17 protein-coding genes are annotated in these 20386 nt (G+C 72.4%); 8 read left to right on the top strand and 9 right to left on the bottom strand.

Translation table 11 applies throughout. The annotated features are described in order from the left end of the window. Positions 1–161 precede the first annotated feature (161 nt). The 3 genes from ACFYT9_RS31505 to ACFYT9_RS31495 all read left to right on the top strand — a co-directional run bounded on the left by ACFYT9_RS31505 (position 162) and on the right by ACFYT9_RS31495 (position 2935). A complete protein-coding gene (locus tag ACFYT9_RS31505) occupies positions 162–1025 on the top strand; it encodes an NUDIX hydrolase (RefSeq protein WP_376605549.1) in 864 nt (287 codons plus the stop codon). Further along, positions 1022–1852 carry an MBL fold metallo-hydrolase gene (locus ACFYT9_RS31500; protein WP_389169164.1) on the top strand — a complete coding sequence of 277 codons (831 nt, stop codon included), beginning with the start codon at positions 1022–1024 and terminating at the stop codon, positions 1850–1852. Before ACFYT9_RS31505 ends, ACFYT9_RS31500 begins: the two co-directional genes overlap by 4 nt. A 195-nt stretch (positions 1853–2047) precedes the next feature. After that, positions 2048–2935, top strand: a complete 888-nt coding sequence (locus tag ACFYT9_RS31495; RefSeq protein WP_387278274.1) for a prohibitin family protein — start codon at positions 2048–2050, stop codon at positions 2933–2935. Positions 2936–3024: 89 nt separating this feature from the next. Here the strand turns inward: ACFYT9_RS31495 and ACFYT9_RS31490 are convergent, their stop codons facing one another. Beyond that, positions 3025–3699 (bottom strand): Crp/Fnr family transcriptional regulator, encoded by a 675-nt coding sequence (locus ACFYT9_RS31490; RefSeq protein WP_376603019.1) that lies wholly within the window; start codon positions 3697–3699, stop codon positions 3025–3027. A 185-nt stretch (positions 3700–3884) separates the two neighbouring features. Between ACFYT9_RS31490 and nth the strand changes: the two genes are divergently transcribed. From nth to ACFYT9_RS31475, 3 genes are all read left to right on the top strand, one after another. Further along, positions 3885–5015 (top strand): endonuclease III, encoded by a 1131-nt coding sequence (gene nth, locus ACFYT9_RS31485; protein WP_389169161.1) that lies wholly within the window; start codon positions 3885–3887, stop codon positions 5013–5015. 82 nt (positions 5016–5097) lie between these two features. Continuing rightward, entirely contained in the window at positions 5098–5802 is a 705-nt protein-coding gene (locus ACFYT9_RS31480; protein ID WP_376603018.1) for an NUDIX hydrolase, read from the top strand. 67 nt (positions 5803–5869) lie between these two features. Beyond that, positions 5870–7069, top strand: a complete 1200-nt coding sequence (locus tag ACFYT9_RS31475) for a MarP family serine protease (RefSeq protein WP_376603017.1) — start codon at positions 5870–5872, stop codon at positions 7067–7069. A 12-nt stretch (positions 7070–7081) separates the two neighbouring features. Here the strand turns inward: ACFYT9_RS31475 and ACFYT9_RS31470 are convergent, their stop codons facing one another. From ACFYT9_RS31470 to ACFYT9_RS31445, 6 genes are all read right to left on the bottom strand, one after another. After that, the gene (locus tag ACFYT9_RS31470; RefSeq protein ID WP_376603016.1) at positions 7082–7273 is read right to left on the bottom strand and encodes a hypothetical protein; all 192 of its coding nucleotides are present in this window, start codon (positions 7271–7273) and stop codon (positions 7082–7084) included. A gap of 141 nt (positions 7274–7414) precedes the next feature. Further along, a complete protein-coding gene (locus ACFYT9_RS31465) occupies positions 7415–8350 on the bottom strand; it encodes an alpha/beta fold hydrolase (protein WP_376603015.1) in 936 nt (311 codons plus the stop codon). Next, complete coding sequence (locus ACFYT9_RS31460) at positions 8347–8844, bottom strand: phage holin family protein (RefSeq protein WP_389169158.1); 498 nt, start codon at positions 8842–8844, stop codon at positions 8347–8349. Before ACFYT9_RS31460 ends, ACFYT9_RS31465 begins: the two co-directional genes overlap by 4 nt. Positions 8845–8897: 53 nt before the next feature. Next, the gene (gene nhaA, locus ACFYT9_RS31455; RefSeq protein ID WP_389169157.1) at positions 8898–10280 is read right to left on the bottom strand and encodes a Na+/H+ antiporter NhaA; all 1383 of its coding nucleotides are present in this window, start codon (positions 10278–10280) and stop codon (positions 8898–8900) included. Positions 10281–10524: 244 nt separating this feature from the next. After that, a complete protein-coding gene (gene acs, locus ACFYT9_RS31450) occupies positions 10525–12537 on the bottom strand; it encodes an acetate--CoA ligase (RefSeq protein ID WP_389169155.1) in 2013 nt (670 codons plus the stop codon). A 286-nt stretch (positions 12538–12823) separates the two neighbouring features. Beyond that, positions 12824–15307 (bottom strand): SulP family inorganic anion transporter, encoded by a 2484-nt coding sequence (locus ACFYT9_RS31445; protein ID WP_389169153.1) that lies wholly within the window; start codon positions 15305–15307, stop codon positions 12824–12826. Positions 15308–15525: 218 nt separating this feature from the next. On the opposite strand from ACFYT9_RS31445, the gene ACFYT9_RS31440 reads away from it, so the two are divergent. Beyond that, positions 15526–16824 carry a hypothetical protein gene (locus tag ACFYT9_RS31440; protein ID WP_389169151.1) on the top strand — a complete coding sequence of 433 codons (1299 nt, stop codon included), beginning with the start codon at positions 15526–15528 and terminating at the stop codon, positions 16822–16824. Positions 16825–16944: 120 nt separating this feature from the next. Here ACFYT9_RS31440 and ACFYT9_RS31435 read toward each other — a convergent pair whose 3' ends face one another. Next, a complete protein-coding gene (locus ACFYT9_RS31435) occupies positions 16945–17925 on the bottom strand; it encodes an ATP-binding protein (protein WP_387278285.1) in 981 nt (326 codons plus the stop codon). Positions 17926–18027: 102 nt separating this feature from the next. Between ACFYT9_RS31435 and ACFYT9_RS31430 the strand changes: the two genes are divergently transcribed. Then, complete coding sequence (locus ACFYT9_RS31430; protein ID WP_389169149.1) at positions 18028–18846, top strand: oxidoreductase; 819 nt, start codon at positions 18028–18030, stop codon at positions 18844–18846. A 331-nt stretch (positions 18847–19177) separates the two neighbouring features. Here ACFYT9_RS31430 and ACFYT9_RS31425 read toward each other — a convergent pair whose 3' ends face one another. After that, positions 19178–20029, bottom strand: coding sequence for an HAD family hydrolase (locus ACFYT9_RS31425; RefSeq protein WP_387278288.1), 852 nt, complete (start codon positions 20027–20029; stop codon positions 19178–19180). Positions 20030–20386: the final 357 nt, after the last annotated feature.

The following is a 20386-nucleotide window of genomic DNA, read 5'->3' as shown; positions in this document are numbered from 1 at the left end:
GCGGTGGGCGGCCCCGGCCGGCCGCGCGACCCCCCCGTCGCGGTCGTGGTCCTGGTCGCGCTGCCCGCGGCCTGCCCGGACCCGGCCGCACGAGCGCGGCCCCCCCCCCCGGGGGGCGCCCGGCTCTCGTGCATTCCGTTCGTTGCGCATAGCATCCGCCCATGTCGAATGGTCAGTGGTACCCGCCGGAATGGCCCGACCGGATCCGCGCCCTCGCCGCCGGTGAACTGGTGCCGGTGACGCCCCGGCGCGCCGCCACCGTGCTCCTGCTGCGGGACGCGGCAGCGGGCCCCGAGGTCCACATGCTGCGCCGCCGCACCTCCATGGCCTTCGCCGGCGGCGCGTACGCCTACCCCGGCGGCGGCGTCGACCAGCGGGACGAGCAGCCGGTGCGCTGGGCCGGGCCGGCCCTGGAGGAGTGGGCGGAGCGGCTGGGGCTCGACGACCCCGCGCAGGCCCAGGCCGTGGTCTGCGCGGCCGTCCGGGAGACCTTCGAGGAGGCGGGCGTGCTGCTCGCCGGCGAGACCCCGGACACCGTCGTCGGTGACACCACCGGCGAGGACTGGGAGCGCGACCGGGCGGCCCTGGTCGCCCGCGAGCTGTCCTTCGCGGACTTCCTCGACCGGCGCGGCCTCGCGCTCCGCTCCGACCTGCTCGGCGCGTGGGCCCGCTGGATCACCCCCGAGTTCGAGCAGCGCCGCTACGACACCTGGTTCTTCGTGGCCGTCCTCCCGGCCGGGCAGCGGACCCGGGACGTCTCGGGGGAGGCCGACCGGACCGTCTGGACCCGCCCGGCCGACGCCGCGGACGGCTACGACCGGGGCGAGCTGACGATGATGCCGCCGACGATCGCCACCCTGCGCTCCCTCCAGCCGTGCGCCACGGCCGCCGAGGCCCTGGCGGCGGCGGGGAAGCAGTCCATGACGCCGGTGCTGGCCCACGCGCGCGTGGAGGGTGATCAGGTGGTGCTGACCTGGCCCGGCCACGACGAGTTCACCAAGCGGGTCGGGGGAGGCACCGCATGACCGACGCCGCCGCCCTGCCCGGCCAGCCGCGCGGGCTCGTCACCTCGGGGCCCGCGACCGCGCGGGCCGTGAACGTGCTCGCGCCCAACCCGTCCGCGATGACCCTCGACGGCACCAACACCTGGCTGCTCTCCGAACCGGACTCGGACCTGGCCGTCGTCGTGGACCCGGGCCCGCTCGACGAGGGCCACCTCCGGCACGTGATCGACACCGCGGAGAAGCTGGGCAAGCGGGTCGCGCTGACCCTGCTGACCCACGGGCACCCGGACCACGCCGAGGGCGCGGGACGCTTCGCCGAGCTGACGGGCACGTCCGTCCGCGCGCTCGACCCGGCGCTCCGCCTCGGCGACGAGGGCCTGGGGGAGGGCGAGACGATCACCGTCGGCGGACTGGAGCTGCGGGTGGTGCCGACACCCGGCCACACCTCCGACTCGCTCTCCTTCCACCTGCCCGCCGACCGCGCGGTGCTGACCGGCGACACGATCCTCGGGCGGGGCACGACGATGGTGGCGCACCCGGACGGGAGGCTGGGCGACTACCTGGACTCGCTGCGGCGGCTGCGCTCGCTCACCGTGGACGACGGCGTGCACACGGTGCTGCCGGGCCACGGGCCGGTCCTGGAGGACGCCCAGGGGGCCGTGGACTTCTACCTGGCCCACCGGGCCGGCCGGCTGGCCCAGGTGGAGGCGGCGGTCGAGGCGGGCCGCCGGACGGCCCCGGAGGTCGTCGCGCACGTCTACGCGGACGTGCACCGCTCGCTCTGGCCGGCGGCGGAGCTCTCCGTACGGGCGCAGCTGGAGTACCTGAGGGAGCACGGCCGGAGCTGACCGGCTGGCGATGGGAGAGCCCCGGGCGCCCCGGGGCTCTCCGAAGTGACCGGGCCGGCCGCCCTGGGATCCCGAGCGACCCCCCCGGGTGCCCGGAGCTTCCCGAAGTGACCGGGCCACCCCGGGAACCCGAGAGCTTCCCCTGATGTCTTACGCTCCGCTTACATCAGGCCGTAGCTCTCGGGGGGAATGCCCATGTTCGTCATAGCCATCCTGCTGGTCATCGCCGCGGTGGTGCTCTGGTTCGTCGGCCGGTCGCAGGACTCGACCGGCTGGAAGCTGGGCGCCGCCGGCGCTCTGGTGACCGGCGTCTTCTCGCTGATCGTGAGCATGACGTACGTGATCAGCGCGTACGAGGTCGGCGTGCCGGTCGCCTTCGGCAAGGTCGGGACGCCGATGACCTCCGGCATGCACGTGAAGTCGCCGTTCACCGACGTCACGACCTTCTCCACTCGCCCGGTCGACCTCAACCTCTCCGACAAGGACGTGGTCGAGGTCCGCTCCTCGCAGGGCGGCGTCATGTACGCCGAGGTCACGGTGAAGTGGGCCGTGGTCCCGTCGAAGGCCGTCGAGCTGTACAAGCTCGCGGGCAGCGAGGACGCCATCCAGCAGCGGCTGGTCTACCCGGACAGCCGCGAGATCGTCCGGAACGTCTTCGCCCGCTACAGCAGCGAGCAGGGCTACGCCTCCGACCGCGAGAAGATCAACGCCGAGATCGCCCGGCTCATCACGGAGCGCCTGGAGCCGCGCGGCATCGTCGTCACCACGGTCAACCTGCGCAACGTGAAGCCCTCGGACGCGCTCCAGGGCCAGATCGACCGCAAGATCCAGCAGCAGCAGGCCACCGAGCGGGCCCTTGAGGCGGCTCGTACGGCCAAGGCCGACGCGGACCGCCGCCGGATCGAGGCGGAGGGCATCGCCCGCGCCAACAAGATCCTCAACGACTCGCTGAGCGACAAGGTCCTGGCGAACCAGTGCATCGACGCCTTCAAGGAGGCGGCGGCCAAGAACCCGGTCTACGCGGTCCCCTGCGCCTCCGGCGGCGGCTCGACCCCGGTCATCGTGGACGGCTCCAAGCGCTGACGCTGCCCGTACGGAAGGGGGCCGCCCGGTTCGACCGGGCGGCCCCCTTCTCCGTGCGTACGCGCTTCTCCGTGCGTACGCGCGCGTGGTCAGCGCGAGCGCTTCGCGAGGCGCTCCACGTCCAGCAGGATGACGGCGCGGGCCTCCAGGCGCAGCCAGCCGCGCTGGGCGAAGTCGGCGAGCGCCTTGTTCACGGTCTCGCGGGAGGCACCGACCAGCTGGGCCAGCTCCTCCTGGGTGAGGTCGTGGACGACGTGGATGCCCTCCTCCGACTGCACGCCGAAGCGGCGCGACAGGTCGAGGAGGGCGCGGGCGACCCGGCCCGGCACGTCGGAGAAGACCAGGTCGGACATCTGGTCGTTGGTCTTGCGCAGCCGGCGGGCGACGGCCCGCAGCAGGGCGCCGGCCACCTCGGGGCGGGCGTTCAGCCAGGGCTGGAGGTCGCCGTGGCCGAGGCCGAGCAGCTTGACCTCGGTCAGCGCGGTCGCGGTCGCGGTGCGCGGGCCCGGGTCGAAGAGGGACAGCTCGCCGATGAGCTCGCCGGGGCCGAGGACGGCCAGCATGTTCTCCCGCCCGTCGGGGGAGGTGCGGTGCAGCTTCACCTTGCCCTCGGTGACCACGTACAGGCGGTCGCCGGGGTCGCCCTCGTGGAAGAGCGCGTCGCCACGGGCGAGCGTCACCTCACCCATCGAGGCGCGCAGCTCGGCGGCCTGCTCGTCATCGAGCGCCGCGAAGAGCGGGGCGCGCCGCAGAACGTCGTCCACGAGTTCACTCCTACTGTCGACCTGCTCACGGGACCTGGCTCCCATGATGCCGGACGTGCCAAACAGTGCGATCAATCACAACAAGTTTGACGCACCGGACGCCATTGCCGAACGTCAGGGGCCCGATCGGGGGCCGATCGGCGGCGGGCGGGGCGGATGTCGGCCCCGCCCCCTAGGCTGGCCGGGTGTCCAACTCGCCGGTGAGAACGCAGGCCAAGGGGGCTGGAAGAGTGTCGGCCGAAGGTAATTCCGCCGTGGGCGAACACGGCGTGTCGAAGCGGTCGAAAGGTGCGAATCGGGGTGATTCGCCCCCGAGAAAAACGGCCCCGAAGAAGGCCGCGGTGAAGCAGGCTGCCGCGACGAAGACGGCCGCGAAGAAGACAGCCGCGAAGAAGGCGGCGCCGAAGAAGGCCGCACCCGCCCGAGCGGCGAAGACGGTCAAGGCCGCGAAAGCCTCCGCGCCCGCCTCCGCCCCCGCCTCCGCCTCCGCCCCGACCGCGAGGCCCGCCGCCAAGCCCGAGTCGCGGCTCGCCATGGTCCGGCGCGCCCGCAGGATCAACCGGGAACTCGCGGAGGTGTTCCCGTACGCCCATCCGGAGCTCGACTTCCGCAACCCCTTCGAGCTGCTGGTCGCCACCGTCCTCTCCGCGCAGACCACCGACCTGCGGGTGAACCAGACGACCCCCGCGCTCTTCGCCCAGTACCCGACCCCCGAGGACCTGGCCGCCGCCGTCCCCGAGGAGGTCGAGGAGCTGATCCGCCCGACCGGCTTCTTCCGCGCCAAGACCAAGTCGATCATGGGCCTGGCCGCCGCCCTGAGGGACGACTTCGACGGAGAGGTCCCCGGGCGCCTGGAGGACCTGGTCAAGCTCCCCGGCGTCGGCCGCAAGACCGCCTTCGTCGTCCTCGGCAACGCCTTCGGCGTCCCCGGCATCACCGTCGACACCCACTTCATGCGGCTCGCCCGCCGCTGGCGGTGGACCGCGTCCGACGACCCGGTCAAGATCGAGGCCGAGGTCGCCGAGATCTTCCCGAAGAGCGACTGGACGATGCTCTCCCACCGGGTGATCTTCCACGGCCGCCGCATCTGCCACGCCCGCAAGCCCGCCTGCGGCGCCTGCCCCATCACCGCCCTCTGCCCCGCCTACGGCGAGGGCGAGACGGACCCGGAGAAGGCCGCGAAGCTGCTCAAGTACGAGAAGGGCGGCTACCCCGGCCAGCGGCTCAACCCGCCCGCCGACTACCCCGGCCGCCCCGCCCCGCCCGCGCCCGGCGTGGCCCCGGGCGCCGTCCAGCGGCCCTCCGGGGCCGAATGAGCACGGCAGGGGCCTCCGGCACGTGCGGAGAACTCGGGAACGAAGGGGCACGGCGACGGCGTTGGACGACACGGGGGTGCCCATGACGCGCACGGACGAAGAGATCTACGGCCCCGGCACCGGCGGCCTGCTGGACCGGGACGGACTGCCCGACTGGCTCGCGCCGGTCGACCGGGCCGCGCGCACGGTCGCGCCCGAGCAGCTGAGCCGGTTCCTGCCGCCCGCGAGCGGCGCCGGCCGCCAGTCCGCCGTGCTCGTGCTCTTCGGCGACGGCGAGCGCGGCCCCGAGCTGCTCCTCATGGAGCGGGCCGGCAGCCTCCGTTCGCACGCCGGACAGCCCTCCTTCCCCGGCGGCGCCCTCGACCCCGAGGACGGCGCCCCGGACGACGGCGGACTGCTGCGGGCCGCCCTGCGCGAGGCCCGGGAGGAGACCGGCCTCGACCCGGCCGGCGTCCAGCTCTTCGGCGTCCTGCCCCGGCTCTACATCCCGGTCAGCGGCTTCGTCGTCACCCCCGTCCTCGGCTGGTGGCGCGAGCCCAGCCCGGTCGGGGTCGTGGACCCCGCCGAGACCGCCCGCGTCTTCACGGTGCCCGTGGCGGATCTCACGGATCCGGCCAACCGCGCCACCGCCGTCCACCCGGCCGGCCACGCGGGCCCCGCCTTCCTCGTTGCGTCCGCCCTGGTCTGGGGTTTCACCGCGGGAGTGATCGACCGGCTCCTCCACTTCGCCGGCTGGGAGCTGCCCTGGGACACCTCCCGTAAGGTCCCGCTCGACTGGCGGTCATGACAGGCTGGGCCCCCGGGCGACCGGAGAAGAAGCGGCGACCGGAACCGACACTGCGAGGCTGACGACCGTGAACGTGCTGGACATCCTGCTGCTGCTCGCGGCCGTGTGGTTCGCGATCATCGGCTACCGCCAGGGCTTCGTGGTCGGCATCCTCTCGGTGATCGGCTTCCTCGGCGGCGGGCTCGCCGCCATGTGGCTGCTGCCGATCCTGTGGGACCAGCTCACCGAGCAGAGCGAGGTCACCACCACCGTCACCGTGATCTTCGTGATGGCGGTCATCGTCAGCGCCTCCGTCGGCCAGGCGTTCACGACCCACCTCGGGAACAAGCTCCGCCGCCACATCACCTGGTCCCCGGCCCGCGCCCTCGACGCCACCGGCGGCGCGCTGGTCAACGTCGTCGCCATGCTGCTCGTCGCCTGGCTCATCGGCTCGGCACTGGCCGGCACCTCGCTGCCCACCCTGGGCAAGGAGGTGCGCGGCTCCAAGGTGCTCCAGGGCGTCTCCCGGGTGATGCCCGATCAGGTCAGCGTCTGGTTCGCCGACTTCAGCTCCACCCTGGCCCGCAGCGGCTTCCCCCAGGTCTTCGGCCCCTTCGCCAACGAGCCGATCACCGAGGTGCTCCCCCCGGACCCGGCGCTCGCCGGCAGCCCCGTCGCGACCCTCGCCCAGCGCTCCATCGTCAAGGTCGTGGGTACGGCCCCGAGCTGCGGCAAGGTCCTGGAGGGCACCGGCTTCGTCTTCTCCGACCGCCGGGTGATGACCAACGCGCACGTGGTCGGCGGGGTCGACGAGCCCACCGTGCAGATCGGCGGCGAGGGACGCCTGTACGACGCCAAGGTCGTGCTCTACGACTGGGCCCGCGATATCGCCGTCCTCGACGTGCCGGACCTCGACGCCACCCCGCTCCGCTTCACCGAGCGGGAGGCCCGCAGCGGCGACGACGCCATCGTCGCCGGCTTCCCCGAGAACGGCTCGTACGACGTCCGCTCCGCCCGCGTCCGCGGCCGGATCAGCGCCGACGGCCCCGACATCTACCACCGGGGTCAGGTGCGCAGGGAGGTCTACTCGCTGTACACGACGGTCCGCCAGGGCAACTCCGGCGGACCGCTGCTCACCGAGGACGGCACGGTCTCGGGCGTGATCTTCGCCCGCTCCCGCGACGACGCCGACACCGGCTACGCGCTGACGGTCGAGGAGATCCGCGAGGACATCGAGCTCGGCCGCACCGCCACCCGGCAGGTGGACACCGACGGCTGCGCCCTCTGACCCGAGGCGGGGTCAGGGAGTGTCGCGTGGATGGCGGAGCCGGGCCGAGACCCAGCGGGCCCGCCGCCTGAGGATGCGTGAGATCCCGACCTGTCCACCGGGAGCGCGGCCCTGGTCCGGCGGGCCTCCCCGCTCGCGGGAGCCCGGCCCGGAGGCGGAGCGGCGGTCGCGTGCCGTGTCACCGTAGTCGTGCGTCCAGCCCATACCCGGACGTCTGCCCGGGGTCCGGGCCCGGTAACCGTTCCGGGGCCCGCCAATCGGAGTATGCGCGAGGCACATGGCCGTTCGACGCAAACCCGTGCGGGAGAAGGGCCCCGCAGGGGCCGGAGGGCACCCGTACGGGTCTCAGCGGTCGGGCTCGGGGTCCTTCAGCCAGTTCACGAGCTCCGTCGTGAAGGCGACCGGGTCCTCCTCGTGCGGGAAGTGCCCGAGGCCGTCGAAGAGCCGCCAGCGGTACGGGGCCTCCACGTACTCGCCCGAACCGGCCGCGCTGCGGGTGCGCATCACGGGGTCCAGCGAGCCGTGCAGGTGCAGCGTCGGCACCCGGACCGGCCGCTTCATCCGCCGGTTGAACTGGATGCCGTCGGGGCGGGCCAGCGAGCGGACCAGCCAGCGGTACGGCTCGATCGAGCAGTGCGCGGTCGAGGGGACGAGCATCGCCCGCCGGTACACCTCGACCGCCTCCTCGTCGGCCGGGCGCGGGCCCGACCACTCCTGGATCAGACGGCCCACCAGTTCGGCGTCGTCGGCGACCAGCTGACGCTCCGGCAGCCACGGCCGCTGGAAGCCCCAGACGTGCGAGCCGGCCCGCGACTGGGCGAAGTCGGAGAGCATCGCCGAGCGCCAGCGGCGCGGGTGCGGCATCGAGGAGACCACGAGCCGGCGGACCAGCTTGGGACGCATGACCGCGGCCGTCCACGCCAGGTAGCCGCCCAGGTCGTGGCCGACGAGGGCGGCGTCCGGCTCGCCGAGCGAGCGGACCACGCCGGTGATGTCGAGGGCGAGGTTGGCGGGGTCGTAACCCCGGGGCGTGCGGTCGCTGCCGCCGACCCCGCGCAGGTCCATCGCGACCGCCCGGAAGCCGGCCTCGGCGAGCGCCGGCAGCTGGTGGCGCCAGGTCCACCAGAACTGCGGGAAGCCGTGCAGCAGCAGCACCAGGGGGCCGTCGCCCATCTCGGCGATGTGGAAACGGGCGCCGTTGGCCGCGACGTCACGGTGGGTCCACGGACCGTCGAGGCGTACGGGCCCGCCGCCGGGGGTGCTGCTCTCGGGGAGGGTCATACGGACGAGCGTGCCACAGTCTTGGCCTTCGCCATCGTCACCTCGGCGGCGGGGACACCCTCCGGACGGGGGTGCGGCTTCACGTTCTGCATGACCGCCGCCGTCTGCTTGGCGGAGGAGATGGACTTCTCCGGCGGCTTGACCTTCTTGAGCTGTGCCCGGGCGATCAGCCCGAGCAGGACCGCGACGATCACGTTGAAGGCGAAGGACAGCAGGAAGCACCAGCCGAGGTTCCAGCCGCCTTCCCCATTGTGGCCACCGGTCCAGGCCTGGATGCCGTACGCGAGCGCGAAGCTCAGCATCGGCAGCGAGAACAGCAGCACCACGGCGGCGGCGATGGCCGCGCCGCTGCCGATCGCGCCGCGCTTGACGTCCTGCCGGAGCTCGGCCTTGGCCAGGGCGATCTCGTCGTGCACCAGTGCGGACATCTCGGCGGTCGCCGAGGCGACCAGCTGGCCGAGACTGCGCTCGGTTCCGTCGAACGGGTCGCTCATCGCTCTCCCTCTCCTCTTGTCCGGTCCGAGTCTCTTTGCCGGTCCGACTCAGATCATGCCGGACGGTCGGCCCCGTCGCGCGATGCCCCCGCCAGTCGGGCGCGCTCGCGGTGCTCCGCGGCCTTCCGCTCCAGGATCTCCGCCATCCGGAGGTGGTACGCCTCCGTGCCCTCCTCGTACACGTCCGGGATGCCGTCCTGGTCCTCGTCCCGGTCCTCCTCGGCGACCAGGAGCTGGTACTTCCGGACGCGCAGCTTGAGCAGGAGCGTGGCGCACGCGGCGGCGATGAGCGAGCCCATGAGGACGGCGGCCTTCACCTCGCCGGTGAGGGCCTCGTCCCCCTCGAAGGCGAGTTCGCCGATGAGGAGGGAGACGGTGAACCCGATCCCGGCGAGAGAGGCCACCGCGAAGACGTCCGGCCAGGCCAGCTGGGGGTTGAGCTCCGCCCGCGTGAAGCGGGCGGCGAGCCAGGTGCCGCCGAAGATGCCGAGGGCCTTGCCGACGACCAGGCCGAGGACGACGCCGAGGGTGACGGGCTGGGTGAAGACGTCGCGGAGCGCCTCGCTGGACAGGGACACGCCGGCCGAGAAGAGCGCGAAGAGGGGGACGGCGACGCCGGCGGAGAGCGGGCGGACCAGGTGCTCGATGTGCTCGCCGGGGGAGTGTTCCTCGCCCTCGCGGGTGGTGCAGCGGAGCATCAGGCCCATGGCGACGCCGGCGATGGTGGCATGGACGCCGCTGTTGTACATCAGGCCCCAGACGACCAGGGCGAGCGGCACGTACACGTACCAGCCGCGGACCCCCTTGCGGAGCAGGAACCAGAAGAGGGCGAGTCCGGCGAAGGCGCCGCCGAGGGCGGCGAAGTTCAGGTCGCTGGTGAAGAAGACCGCGATGATCAGGATCGCGAAGAGGTCGTCGACGACGGCGAGGGTGAGGAGGAAGGCGCGGAGGGCCGAGGGCAGCGAGGTGCCGATGACGGCGAGGACGGCGAGCGCGAAGGCGATGTCGGTGGCGGTGGGCACGGCCCAGCCGTCCATGGAGCCGCCGCCGACGGCGTTGACCAGGACGTAGACGAGGGCCGGGACGGCCATGCCGCAGATCGCCGCGATGACGGGGAGTGCGGCCGCCTTGGGATCGCGCAGGTCGCCGGCCACCAGTTCGCGCTTGAGCTCGATGCCGGCGACGAAGAAGAAGATCGCCAGGAGGCCGTCGGCCGCCCAGTGCGCGACGGAGAGGTCGAGGCCGAGGGCGGCGGGGCCTATGTGGAAGTCGGAGACCGACTCGTAGCTGTCATGGGCGACATTGGCCCAGACGAGCGCGGCGACGGCCGCGAGGAGCAGGAGGACACCGCCGACCGTCTCGGTGCGCAAGGCATCGGTGAGGAAGCGGCGCTCCGGGAGGGAGAGCCGGCCGAGGAACTTGCGGTCGGTGGACACGGGGGAGCCTCCGGTCGGGTGGGCAGCACAGAGCACATGCCGACCAGACTTCCCGGCGCACCTAGGTCTTTCTGTCGCGTTCCTGACGCGGTCTTTACTTTACCTAACGAGCCCGAGGTGTGCGAGGACGTGTCCGGTGAGGGTCACTTTAGGGAGATATGGGCCTCTCGTCGCGCCGGAACGAGGACGCGGAAAGGCCCGCCCCGGGTCCTCGGGGCGGGCCCTTCCGTGCCGAACGGTGCTGTCAGTCCTCGCTGGACGCGGCGGGCAGCTGCGTCTGGATGAGCGACATCACGGACGAGTCGGCCAGCGTGGTGACGTCGCCCACCTGGCGGTTCTCCGCCACGTCGCGCAGCAGCCGGCGCATGATCTTGCCGGAGCGGGTCTTCGGCAGCTCGGCCACCGGGAGGATCCGCTTCGGCTTGGCGATCGGGCCGAGGGTGGCGCCCACGTGGTTGCGCAGCTCGGCGACGAGGGTGTCGTCCTGGCTGGCGGTGCCGCGCAGGATGACGAAGGCGACGATCGCCTGGCCGGTGGTCTCGTCGGCGGCGCCGACGACGGCCGCTTCGGCCACCGACGGGTGGGAGACGAGCGCCGACTCGACCTCGGTGGTCGAGATGTTGTGGCCGGAGACGAGCATGACGTCGTCGACGCGGCCGAGCAGCCAGATGTCGCCGTCGTCGTCCTTCTTGGCGCCGTCGCCGGCGAAGTACTTGCCCTCGAAGCGGGACCAGTAGGTGTCGATGAAGCGCTGGTCGTCGCCCCAGATGGTGCGGAGCATCGACGGCCACGGCTCGGTGAGCACCAGGTAGCCGCCGCCGCCGTTCGGCACCTCGCGGGCCTCGTCGTCGACGACGGTGGCGGAGATGCCGGGCAGCGGGCGCTGGGCGGAGCCCGGCTTGGTCTCGGTGACGCCGGGGAGTGGGCTGATCATCATGGCGCCGGTCTCGGTCTGCCACCAGGTGTCCACGATGGGGCACTTGTCCGCGCCGATGTGCTTGCGGTACCAGACCCACGCCTCGGGGTTGATCGGCTCGCCGACCGAGCCCAGCGCGCGCAGGCTGGTCAGGTCGAACTTGGCGGGGATGTCGTCGCCCCACTTCATGAACGTGCGGATGAGCGTCGGCGCCGTGTAGAGGATGGTGACGCCGTACTTCTGCACGATCTCGAAGACCCGGCCCTGGTGCGGGGTGTCCGGGGTGCCCTCGTACATGACCTGCGTGGCGCCGTTGGCCAGCGGGCCGTAGACGATGTACGAGTGGCCGGTGACCCAGCCGATGTCGGCGGTGCACCAGTAGACGTCGGTCTCCGGCTTGAGGTCGAAGACGGCGTGGTGGGTGTACGCGGCCTGGGTGAGGTAGCCGCCGGAGGTGTGCAGGATGCCCTTCGGCTTCCCCGTCGTGCCCGAGGTGTACAGGATGAAGAGCGGCTGCTCGGCCGGGAACGCCTCGGGGGTGTGCTCGGCGGACTGGCGCTCGACGAGCTCGTGCCACCACACGTCGCGGCCCTCGGCGAAGGCGGTGTCCTGGCCGGTGCGGCGGACCACCAGGACGTGCTCGACCGTCGGGCACTTGGCGACGGCCTCGTCGATGGCGGGCTTGAGGGCGGACGGCTTGCCGCGGCGGTAGCCGCCGTCGGCGGTCACGACCACCTTGGCGTCGGCGTCCTGGATGCGCGAGGCCACCGCGTCGGCGGAGAAGCCGCCGAAGACGACCGAGTGGGCGGCGCCGACGCGGGCGCAGGCCAGCATCGTGATCGCGGCCTCGGGGATCATCGGCAGGTAGACGGCGACCCGGTCGCCCTTGCGCACGCCCAGCTCGGTCAGGGCGTTGGCGGCCTTGGAGACCTCGTCCTTGAGCTCGGCGTAGGTGATCGCCCGGCTGTCGCCCGGCTCACCCTCGAAGTGGATGGCGACCCGGTCGCCGTGGCCGGCCTCGACGTGCCGGTCGACGCAGTTGTACGCCACGTTGAGCTCGCCGTCGGCGAACCACTTGGCGAACGGCGGGTTCGACCAGTCGAGGGTCTCGGTCGGCTCGGCCGCCCAGCTCAGCCGCTTGGCCTGCTCGGCCCAGAAGCCCAGCCTGTCCGCCTCGGCCTGCTCGTACGCCTCCGCCGTCACGTTGGCGTGCGCGGCCAGCTCGGCGGGCGGCGCGAAGCGGCGCTCTTCCCGGAGCAGATTGGCCAGGCTCTCGTTGCTCACGACATCTCCCTTTCCCAGGGCGTCCTCTGTGCGTATGTGTCCCGCGTCATACCTCATCAGCCCAATGCCCCGGGTGACAAGAGTCTCCGGGGAATTGGTTTAGACCTGTGAGTGTCTTGACGGACGGTGGCCCCTTCGTCCCGAGCGGAGGGAGAAGGGGCCACACAGTCTCACGGACGGGCGCCGCGGAAGGTTCAGGACGCGCGGGATCCCCGCCCCCGCGGGGCGGGACGGCGCCGGAGGCCGAGGCCCGGCCGTCAGGGAGCCCAGGCCGGAGGACCGCCGGAGGCCGGCCGCCAGGAGGCCGGGGCGGCGAGGACCGCCGGAGGCCGGGGCCCGGCCGTCAGGAGGCCCGGGCCGCGAGGACCGCCGGAGGGACGCTGTCGAAGACGTCGTCGTAGCCGCGCACCTCGTCCCCGGAGAGCAGGTACGCCTGTGCCTCGCCCACGTGGAAGTACATCCCGTGCAGGGTGAGGCTGCCGTCCGCGAGCCGCCGTGCCACCGACTCGTACGCCCGCAGGTGCTCCAGCTGCTGCACGACGTTGGTGAGGCAGAGCTGCTCCACCGCGTCCGCCGGCAGCCGCCCCGAGATCCGCGCCCACGCGTGGCGGCGGCTCGCCATCCGCTCCAGGCTCGGCCGGCCGTGCCGCAGCCAGCGGCGCAACGGGGTCGTCGGCTCGTCGGGACCGGCGCCGAGCAGGGCCTGCATGGCGCCGCAGCCGGAGTGCCCGCAGACGGTGATCGACTGGACCCGCAGCACCTCCACCGCGTACTCGATCGCCGCCGCCACCGAGTCGTCGCGGCTCTCCTCGCCGGGCAGCGGGACCAGATTGCCGACGTTGCGCACGGTGAAGAGGTCGCCCGGGCCGCTGGAGGTGATCATGCTGGTGACAAGCCGTGAGTCGGCGCAGGTGAGGAAGAGCTGCGAGGGGCTCTGGCCCTCCCGCGCCAGCCGGGCCAGCTCGTCCCGGACCAGGGGCGCGGTGTTCCGCTGGAACTTGCCGATGCCGTGCGCCAGCTGGTGGCCCGTCGGCCGCGCCGGCTCCTCCTCGGCGGCGGGCTCGGGCGGCGGTACGGGCCGCTCGGCGCACTGGTGGTTGTGCCACGGGGTCCAGGGGCGGCAGCAGGCGTGCGGTGAGGCGTGGGCGGGAGCCTCCTGCGCGGAGAGCGGTCCGGCGAGCGGCTTGGAGTGCGTCTTCGGGTCCGGCGCGGAGCCCGTACCGGGGGCGGACGGGGAATCGGCCGCCGGATCGGCCAGGGGGTCCGCCCCGGGGACGCGGGTGCCGGGGGAGCCGGTGATACGGCCTCCGGTCGGGCCCCGCATCTCGACCGTGCCGCCGTGTGCCAGGTGGCCGGCCGTCCAGTCGCTCAGCGTCTCGTACGCGGCGTGGTCCATGAAGGAGCCGTCCAGCACCACCGTCACCGCCGAGCCCGCGGGGATCTGGTGCAGCGCCCGGCTCAGCCTCGGCACCGCGAGGAAGGTCAACTGACCGCGCACGCGCAGCAGCTGGCGCCCCTCGCGGTCCTCCCGGGTGATCCGGGTCCTGGCCAGCCGCTGCATCGCGACCGCGACCGCGACGGCGATACCGAGGGCGACGCCCTCCAGGACGCCGACCAGGACGACCCCGGTCACGGTCACGGCGTACACCACGACCTCGCGGTGACGGGTGACCGTGCGGATGTGGGTGATGCTCACCATCTGGATGCCGACGACCATGACGAGCGCGGCGAGCGCGGCGAGCGGGATCAGGTCGATGGCGGGCACCAGCAGCAGCGCGGCCAGCACGATCCACAGCCCGTGCAGCATGGTCGAGGCGCGGCTGACCGCGCCCGCCGAGACGTTGGCGACGCTGCGGACCGCGACCCCGGCGACCGGGAGGCCGCCGAGCGCCCCGGACACCATGTTGGCCGCACCCTGCCCGGCCAGTTCGCGGTCGAGGGCGGCGCGCGGGACGCCCCGGCCCCGGTCGGGGCGGGCGGCGACGAGCTTGTCGACGGCGACGGCCGAGAGCAGCGACTGCACGCTGGTGACCAGGGTGATGGTGAGGACGCCGGCGGCGATGCCGAGCACCGGCCCGTCGGGCAGCCCCGGCAGCGCGTGGCTGCTCCAGGACGGGAGGTCGACGCGGGGCACGCCGATCCCGGCGGCCACCGCGAGCAGGGTCGCGCCGCCGACACCGACCAGCGCGGCGGGGGCCTTGCGCGCCCACGCGCCCGCGCGTCCCGGCAGTCGGGGCCAGCCGAGCAGTACGGCGACGGTCAGCCCGCTGATGACCAGCGAGGCGAGCCCGGCGTCCGCCAACTGGGCGGGCAGACCGAGGACGTTGGCCACGGCGGAGCTCTGCGGGGTCCCGCCGAGGACGATGTGGAGCTGGGCCAGGGCGATGGTGACGCCGATGCCGGCCACCATGCCGTGCACGATGGCGGGCGAGACCATGAGCGCCGAGCGGGCCACCCGCAGCGCGGACAGGGCGAGTTGGGCGAGTCCGGCGAGGACCGTGATGGCGCAGGTGGTGCGCCAGCCGTACCGCTGGATCAGCTCGGCGGTGACGACGGTGAGGCCGGCGGCGGGTCCGCTCACCTGGAGCGGGGAGCCGCCGAGGCGGCCGGCCACCAGGCCGCCGACGGCGGCGGCGACCAGTCCGGCCTGGAGCGGGGCTCCGGTGGCGAGGGCGATGCCCAGCGAGAGCGGCAGGGCGATCAGGAAGACGGCGATCGACGCGGAGACGTCCGCGCCGGCGGGGCGGAAGCGGCCGCCGCCGGGTGGGCTGTGGGGCCGCTGGACGCGGGGGCGGTTGGTGGTGCGGGCAGGGGTGCAGAGGGTCATCCGGTCTCCTCCGGGGCCGAACGGGTACCTCAACTCTGAGTAAATGAATCGTAACGAAGAGTAAAGTCTCCGGCATTATTTTCGGGGCAAACAGGTCAACAGTTCACCTATTTCGGTGATGCGGAGGCGAATGACCGCTTGTCGTTTCATCACTCCGGCGGGTGCGGTGCGACGTTGACGGCGCTCGTAGGCCGTCGACGGAGGAGAGAGGTGGGCGGATGTCAGCCGCCGCGCGAGGAAGTACGTTCCGCAGGAAGGCGCTGGCCGCCGGCGCCCTGGCCGTCGCCCTGATCGGCGGTCTCGCCGGCTGCTCGGAGCCGGCCGGCCCGCCGGCCAAGGGCGCCCCCGGGGCGGGCCAGGTGAAGAAGGGCCCCGCCGCCGCGCCGGAGAACCCGGTCCGGCTGATCGGTGACGGCTCCACCGCCTACACCGGCGCCCAGCCGCACCAGCCGGCGTGGAAGAAGCTGAAGCCGGGCGAGGCGCCGCCGCAGTTCGTGGTCTTCTCCTGGGACGGAGCGGGAGAGGACAGCCAGAAGCTCTTCTCCCACTTCCGGAACGTCGGCAAGAAGTACGACGCCACCATGACGTACTTCCTCAGCGGCGTGTACCTCCTGCCGGAGGAGAAGCGGGCCCTGTACGACCCGCCGCAGCACTCCGCGGGCCGCTCCGACATCGGCTTCAACGACACCGAGGGCATCCGCGCCACCGTCCGCGAACTCCGCGGCGCGTGGCTGGAGGGCAACGAGATCGGCACCCACTTCAACGGGCACTTCTGCGGCGCCGAGGGCGGCGTGGGCACCTGGTCCGTGGAGGAGTGGAAGAGCGAGATCCGGCAGGCCAAGTCCTTCGTCAAGAACTGGAAGACCCACTCGGGGCTGCGCGCCGAGCAACCGCTCCCCTTCGACTACGACAAGGAGCTCGTCGGCGCCCGCACACCCTGCCTGGAGGGGCGCGAGAACTTCGTGAAGGCCGCCGCCGAGCTGGGCTTCCGCTATGACACCAGCGGTGTCAACGACCAGATCTGGCCGGAGAAGGACGGCGGCATCTGGGACCTGTCCATGCACCTCGTGCCGGTTCCGGGCCGCGCCTTCCAGACCCTGTCCATGGACTACAACTTCATGGTCAACCAGTCGCCGGGAACGACCCAGGGCGACCCGGGCATGCACCGCTACTGGGGCGACCAGATGCGCGACGGCCTCGTCCAGGCGTTCCAGCGCTCCTACCAGGGGAACCGGGCACCGGTCGTCATCGGCAACCACTTCGAGTCCTGGAACGGCGGCACCTACATGCGCGCCATCGAGGAGACCATCGCCACGGTCTGCGTGCAGAAGGACGTCGAGTGCGTCTCCTTCCGTCAGCTCGCGGACTGGCTCGACGCCCAGGACCCGTCCGTCATCGCCAAGATGCGCACCCTGAAGGTGGGCGAGGCCCCGCCCGGCGGCTGGTCCGCCTTCCTCGCCCACCAGCCCCCGGCGACCGCGGCCGCCCCCGCGGCGAAGCCGGCCCCGAAGGCGTGAGGTCCCGACGAGGGTGAGGCCGGGACGGTCCTGCACTGTCAGGCCGGCCCCGGCCCCGGTCCCCGCCTGACACACACACCGCCGGACTCCGCCCGGCGGTGTGTGTGGGTGCGGGGGTGGTCAGCGGGCGGCGGCGGCCGGTTCGCCGAGGGTGAAGTCGGGGTCGACCTGCGCCGCGAGATCCGCCCCCGTTTTGGCGTTGCCCCAGCTTTCCGCGTTGCGGAGGTGGAAGTGGACCATCTGGCTCGTGTAGCGGCGCCAGTCGCGCCGGGCGTACGAGTCGTCCGCCGCCTCCCGCAGGGTGCCCAGCGCGCGCTGGTTCTCCGGCTCCAGCTGGTCGAAGCGCGGCGGCCGGCCCTTCTCCATGGCGCGCACCCAGTCCGAGTGGCCGACCGTGACGAGCAGGTCCTCGCCGACCTCCTGGCGCAGGAAGTCCAGGTCGTCCGGGCCCTGCACCTTGTTCCCGACGACCTTCAGCGCGACGCCGAAGTCCCGCGCGTACTCCTTGTACTGGCGGTACACCGACACCCCCTTGCGCGTCGGCTCGGCGACCAGGAAGGTCATGTCGAAGCGGGTGAACATGCCGGACGCGAACGAGTCCGAGCCCGCCGTCATGTCGACGACCACGTACTCGCCGGCCCCGTCCACCAGATGGTTCAGGCACAGCTCCACCGCACCGACCTTCGAGTGGTAGCAGGCCACCCCGAGGTCGGCCTCGGTGAACGGCCCCGTCGCCATGAGCCGCACCTCGCCGGGGTCCAGCCGGACCGGCCGGGCGCAGGCCTCGTACACCGGGTTCTCCTCGCGGACCCGCAGCAACTTCGAGCCCTCCCCGGGCGGCGTCGTCTTGATCATCGTCTCGGCGGAGACGATCCGCGGGTTGCTGCCGCGCAGGTACTCCTTGATGAGCGGCAGATGCGCCCCCATCGCGGGCAGCGCGGCCGCCTCCTGCTCGGAGAGGCCGAGCGCGGCCCCCAGGTGCTGGTTGATGTCCGCGTCGACGGCGACGACGGGGGACTCGGTGGCGGCGAGGTGGCGGACGAAGAGCGAGGACAGCGTCGTCTTGCCGCTGCCGCCCTTCCCGACGAAAGCGATCTTCATGTTCACCTAGCGTAGTGGTATGAACGCGCTCGGTGGTCAAGGTCTATGAAGAAGACCACTCCTTCGTGGGGCTGCCTCCTGGGGCGCGTAGCCTCCTTACCTATGAGTACGAACGCCTCTGACCCCTTGGCCGCCCTCGGTACCCTGCCGGGCGTCGCCGATGCGGTGGACTCCGTACGCAAGGCCGTCGACCGGGTCTACGGCCACCGTGTGATGCGCCGCCGCAGCAACGAGATCGCCCACGAGGCCGCGCTCCGTGGCGCCCGCGGCTCGGCCGCGCTGGCCGGGGCCGACTGGGCCCTGGAAGAGGTCCGCCGCCGGACCGACTTCAGCGCCGACCCCGAGGCCCGCACCGTCGGCGCCGCCCTCCGGCTGAGCGCCGAGGCGGGCGAACTGCTCTCCATCTGGCGCCAGTCGCCGCTCCGGGTGCTGGCCCGGCTGCACCTGGTCGCCGCAGGCGAGCACGAGGACTCGACGGGCCGCCCCCGCCGGGCCGGCGAGACCGTCACCGAGCCGCTGATCGAGGCTCCCCTGCCGGGCCCCGACGAGGTCGCCGCCCGGCTGGACGGACTCGCCGAACTCGTCGTGGCCGGCAGCGAGGCCCCCGCACTCGTCGTCTCCGCGGTGGTCCACGGCGAGCTGCTCGCCCTGCGCCCCTTCACCTCCCACAACGGCCTGGTCGCCCGGACCGCGGAGCGGATCGTCCTGGAGGGCAGCGGCCTCGACCCGAAGGGTGTCTGTCCCGCCGAGGTCGGCCACGCCGAACAGGGCCGGGCCGCCTATGTGGCCGCCTTCGAGGGGTATCTGACCGGCACCCCGCAGGGCGTCGGCGCGTGGATCGCGCACTGCGGTCGCGCGGTGGAACTCGGTGTCCGGGAATCGACCGCGGTCTGCGAGGCGCTTCAGCGCGGCGCGGCCTGAGGACCCCGGACATGGGTTGCGGCGGTACCGAGAATCAGTACCGCCGCTGGCACGTCCACCCAGTTACCAAGCGTCCTCGATATGTGCCCATCAGGCGGGGTTGCTTTGCCCTTCGCCTGGTGCGGCTGGCCCGTAATCGACGGGTCGACGTCGCGTGGGTGCCAGGTTTTCGTGCGTCAGGTCCGTGGGGCCTTGATGCTCAACAGGTGATCCTCTCGGATGTCCCAGGTCTCGCGGGCCTGATTCCTTTCTACTCCTGTCCGTCGATAAGCGAAAGTGGTGGCTCCGCTTCTTTGCCCTCTTTCCGGGCCGTACGGAGGCGGGGGAGCGGTCAGCGCCCCGCGAGGGCCGTGGCGGCCCGGTGCCGCCGGCGGGTGGCGTACCAGACCAGCCCCGCCGTGGCCGCCGCCGCGCCCACCGCCGCCGCTGCCATCAGCGCCGGACGAGGTGGCATCCGGAACTCCGGCAGCCGCTGCTTCAGCGGCACCGGCCGGTTGAACACCAGCACCGGCCACTCCCGGGCCACCGCCTCGCGGCGCAGCGTCCGGTCCGGGTTGACCGCGTACGGGTGTCCGACGGCCTCCAGCATCGGCAGGTCGGTCGCCGAGTCGCTGTAGGCGTAGCAGCGGGAGAGGTCGTACCCCTCCGACTCGGCCAGCTCGCGGACCGCCTCGGCCTTCGTCGGGCCGTAGGCGTAGTACTCCACCTCCCCGGTGAAGCACCCGTCGTCGCCGACCACCATTCGGGTGGCGACGACCCGGTCAGCCCCGAGCATCTCCCCGATCGGCTCGACCACCTCGGCACCGGAGGTGGACACGATCACGACGTCGCGGCCGGCGGCGTGGTGCTCCTCGATGAGCGAGGCGGCCTCGTCGTAGATGATCGGGTCGATCAGGTCGTGCAGGGTCTCGGCGACGAGTTCCCTGACCTGGGCCACGTTCCAGCCTTTGCAGAGCGCGGAAAGGTATTCGCGCATCCGCTCCATCTGGTCGTGGTCGGCCCCGCCGACCAGGAACACGAACTGGATGTAGGCCGTCCGCAGGGCGGCGCGGCGGCTGATCAGTCCGCCTCGGTAGAAGGACTTGCTGAAGGTCAGAGTCGATGACTTCGCAATGACCGTCTTGTCCAGGTCGAAGAAGGCAGCTGCGCGCGGCAAGGAGTGGTTTTCCACAACGCTGAGCATAGGTGCCCGCCATTCGGCGTACGCTGTGGCGCGTGGGTTTGCCTGAGAAGGCTCTCGGGTACACCATGGAAGTCACGGATCGTTCGCGACCGTGCTAACCCGGTCCGGCTCCTCCCCCCCCCGAGTCGGCCGGAGAGACGACCCCCGCTCTCCCCCCCGGCGGGGGTCGTCGCATGTCCGGACCCGTTTTCACCCGCTGAGCCATCGCTCGCTCCCTCTCTCTCGTGCCGCCGTACGTCCGGCCGCCCCCGGCACGGCGATCTCTCGATTCGTCACTCAGCGTAACCGGCGGGCTGCGTTCCGGGCAGTCCTCGGACGGGTGGTCGAGATATTCACAGGCGGTGGATTGTCCACAGT

It is taken from the genome of Streptomyces sp. NPDC004435 (assembly GCF_042873895.1).
Taxonomy (GTDB): Bacteria; Actinomycetota; Actinomycetes; order Streptomycetales; family Streptomycetaceae; genus Streptomyces.
The sequence above is the reverse complement of the archived record's forward strand: the minus strand, read 5'-3'. Positions and strand labels throughout refer to the sequence as shown.

Coding starts and splice junctions, on each gene's coding strand:
- ACFYT9_RS31505 (WP_376605549.1), top strand. CDS start 162: ATGTCGAATGGTCAGTGGTACCCGCCGGAATGGCCCGACCGGATCCGC.
- ACFYT9_RS31500 (WP_389169164.1), top strand. CDS start 1,022: ATGACCGACGCCGCCGCCCTGCCCGGCCAGCCGCGCGGGCTCGTCACC.
- ACFYT9_RS31495 (WP_387278274.1), top strand. CDS start 2,048: ATGTTCGTCATAGCCATCCTGCTGGTCATCGCCGCGGTGGTGCTCTGG.
- ACFYT9_RS31480 (WP_376603018.1), top strand. CDS start 5,098: ATGACGCGCACGGACGAAGAGATCTACGGCCCCGGCACCGGCGGCCTG.
- ACFYT9_RS31470 (WP_376603016.1), bottom strand. CDS start 7,273: ATGGGCTGGACGCACGACTACGGTGACACGGCACGCGACCGCCGCTCC.
- ACFYT9_RS31465 (WP_376603015.1), bottom strand. CDS start 8,350: ATGACCCTCCCCGAGAGCAGCACCCCCGGCGGCGGGCCCGTACGCCTC.
- ACFYT9_RS31460 (WP_389169158.1), bottom strand. CDS start 8,844: ATGAGCGACCCGTTCGACGGAACCGAGCGCAGTCTCGGCCAGCTGGTC.
- acs (WP_389169155.1), bottom strand. CDS start 12,537: ATGAGGTATGACGCGGGACACATACGCACAGAGGACGCCCTGGGAAAG.
- ACFYT9_RS31445 (WP_389169153.1), bottom strand. CDS start 15,307: ATGACCCTCTGCACCCCTGCCCGCACCACCAACCGCCCCCGCGTCCAG.
- ACFYT9_RS31440 (WP_389169151.1), top strand. CDS start 15,526: ATGTCAGCCGCCGCGCGAGGAAGTACGTTCCGCAGGAAGGCGCTGGCC.
- ACFYT9_RS31435 (WP_387278285.1), bottom strand. CDS start 17,925: ATGAAGATCGCTTTCGTCGGGAAGGGCGGCAGCGGCAAGACGACGCTG.
- ACFYT9_RS31430 (WP_389169149.1), top strand. CDS start 18,028: ATGAGTACGAACGCCTCTGACCCCTTGGCCGCCCTCGGTACCCTGCCG.
- ACFYT9_RS31425 (WP_387278288.1), bottom strand. CDS start 20,029: ATGCTCAGCGTTGTGGAAAACCACTCCTTGCCGCGCGCAGCTGCCTTC.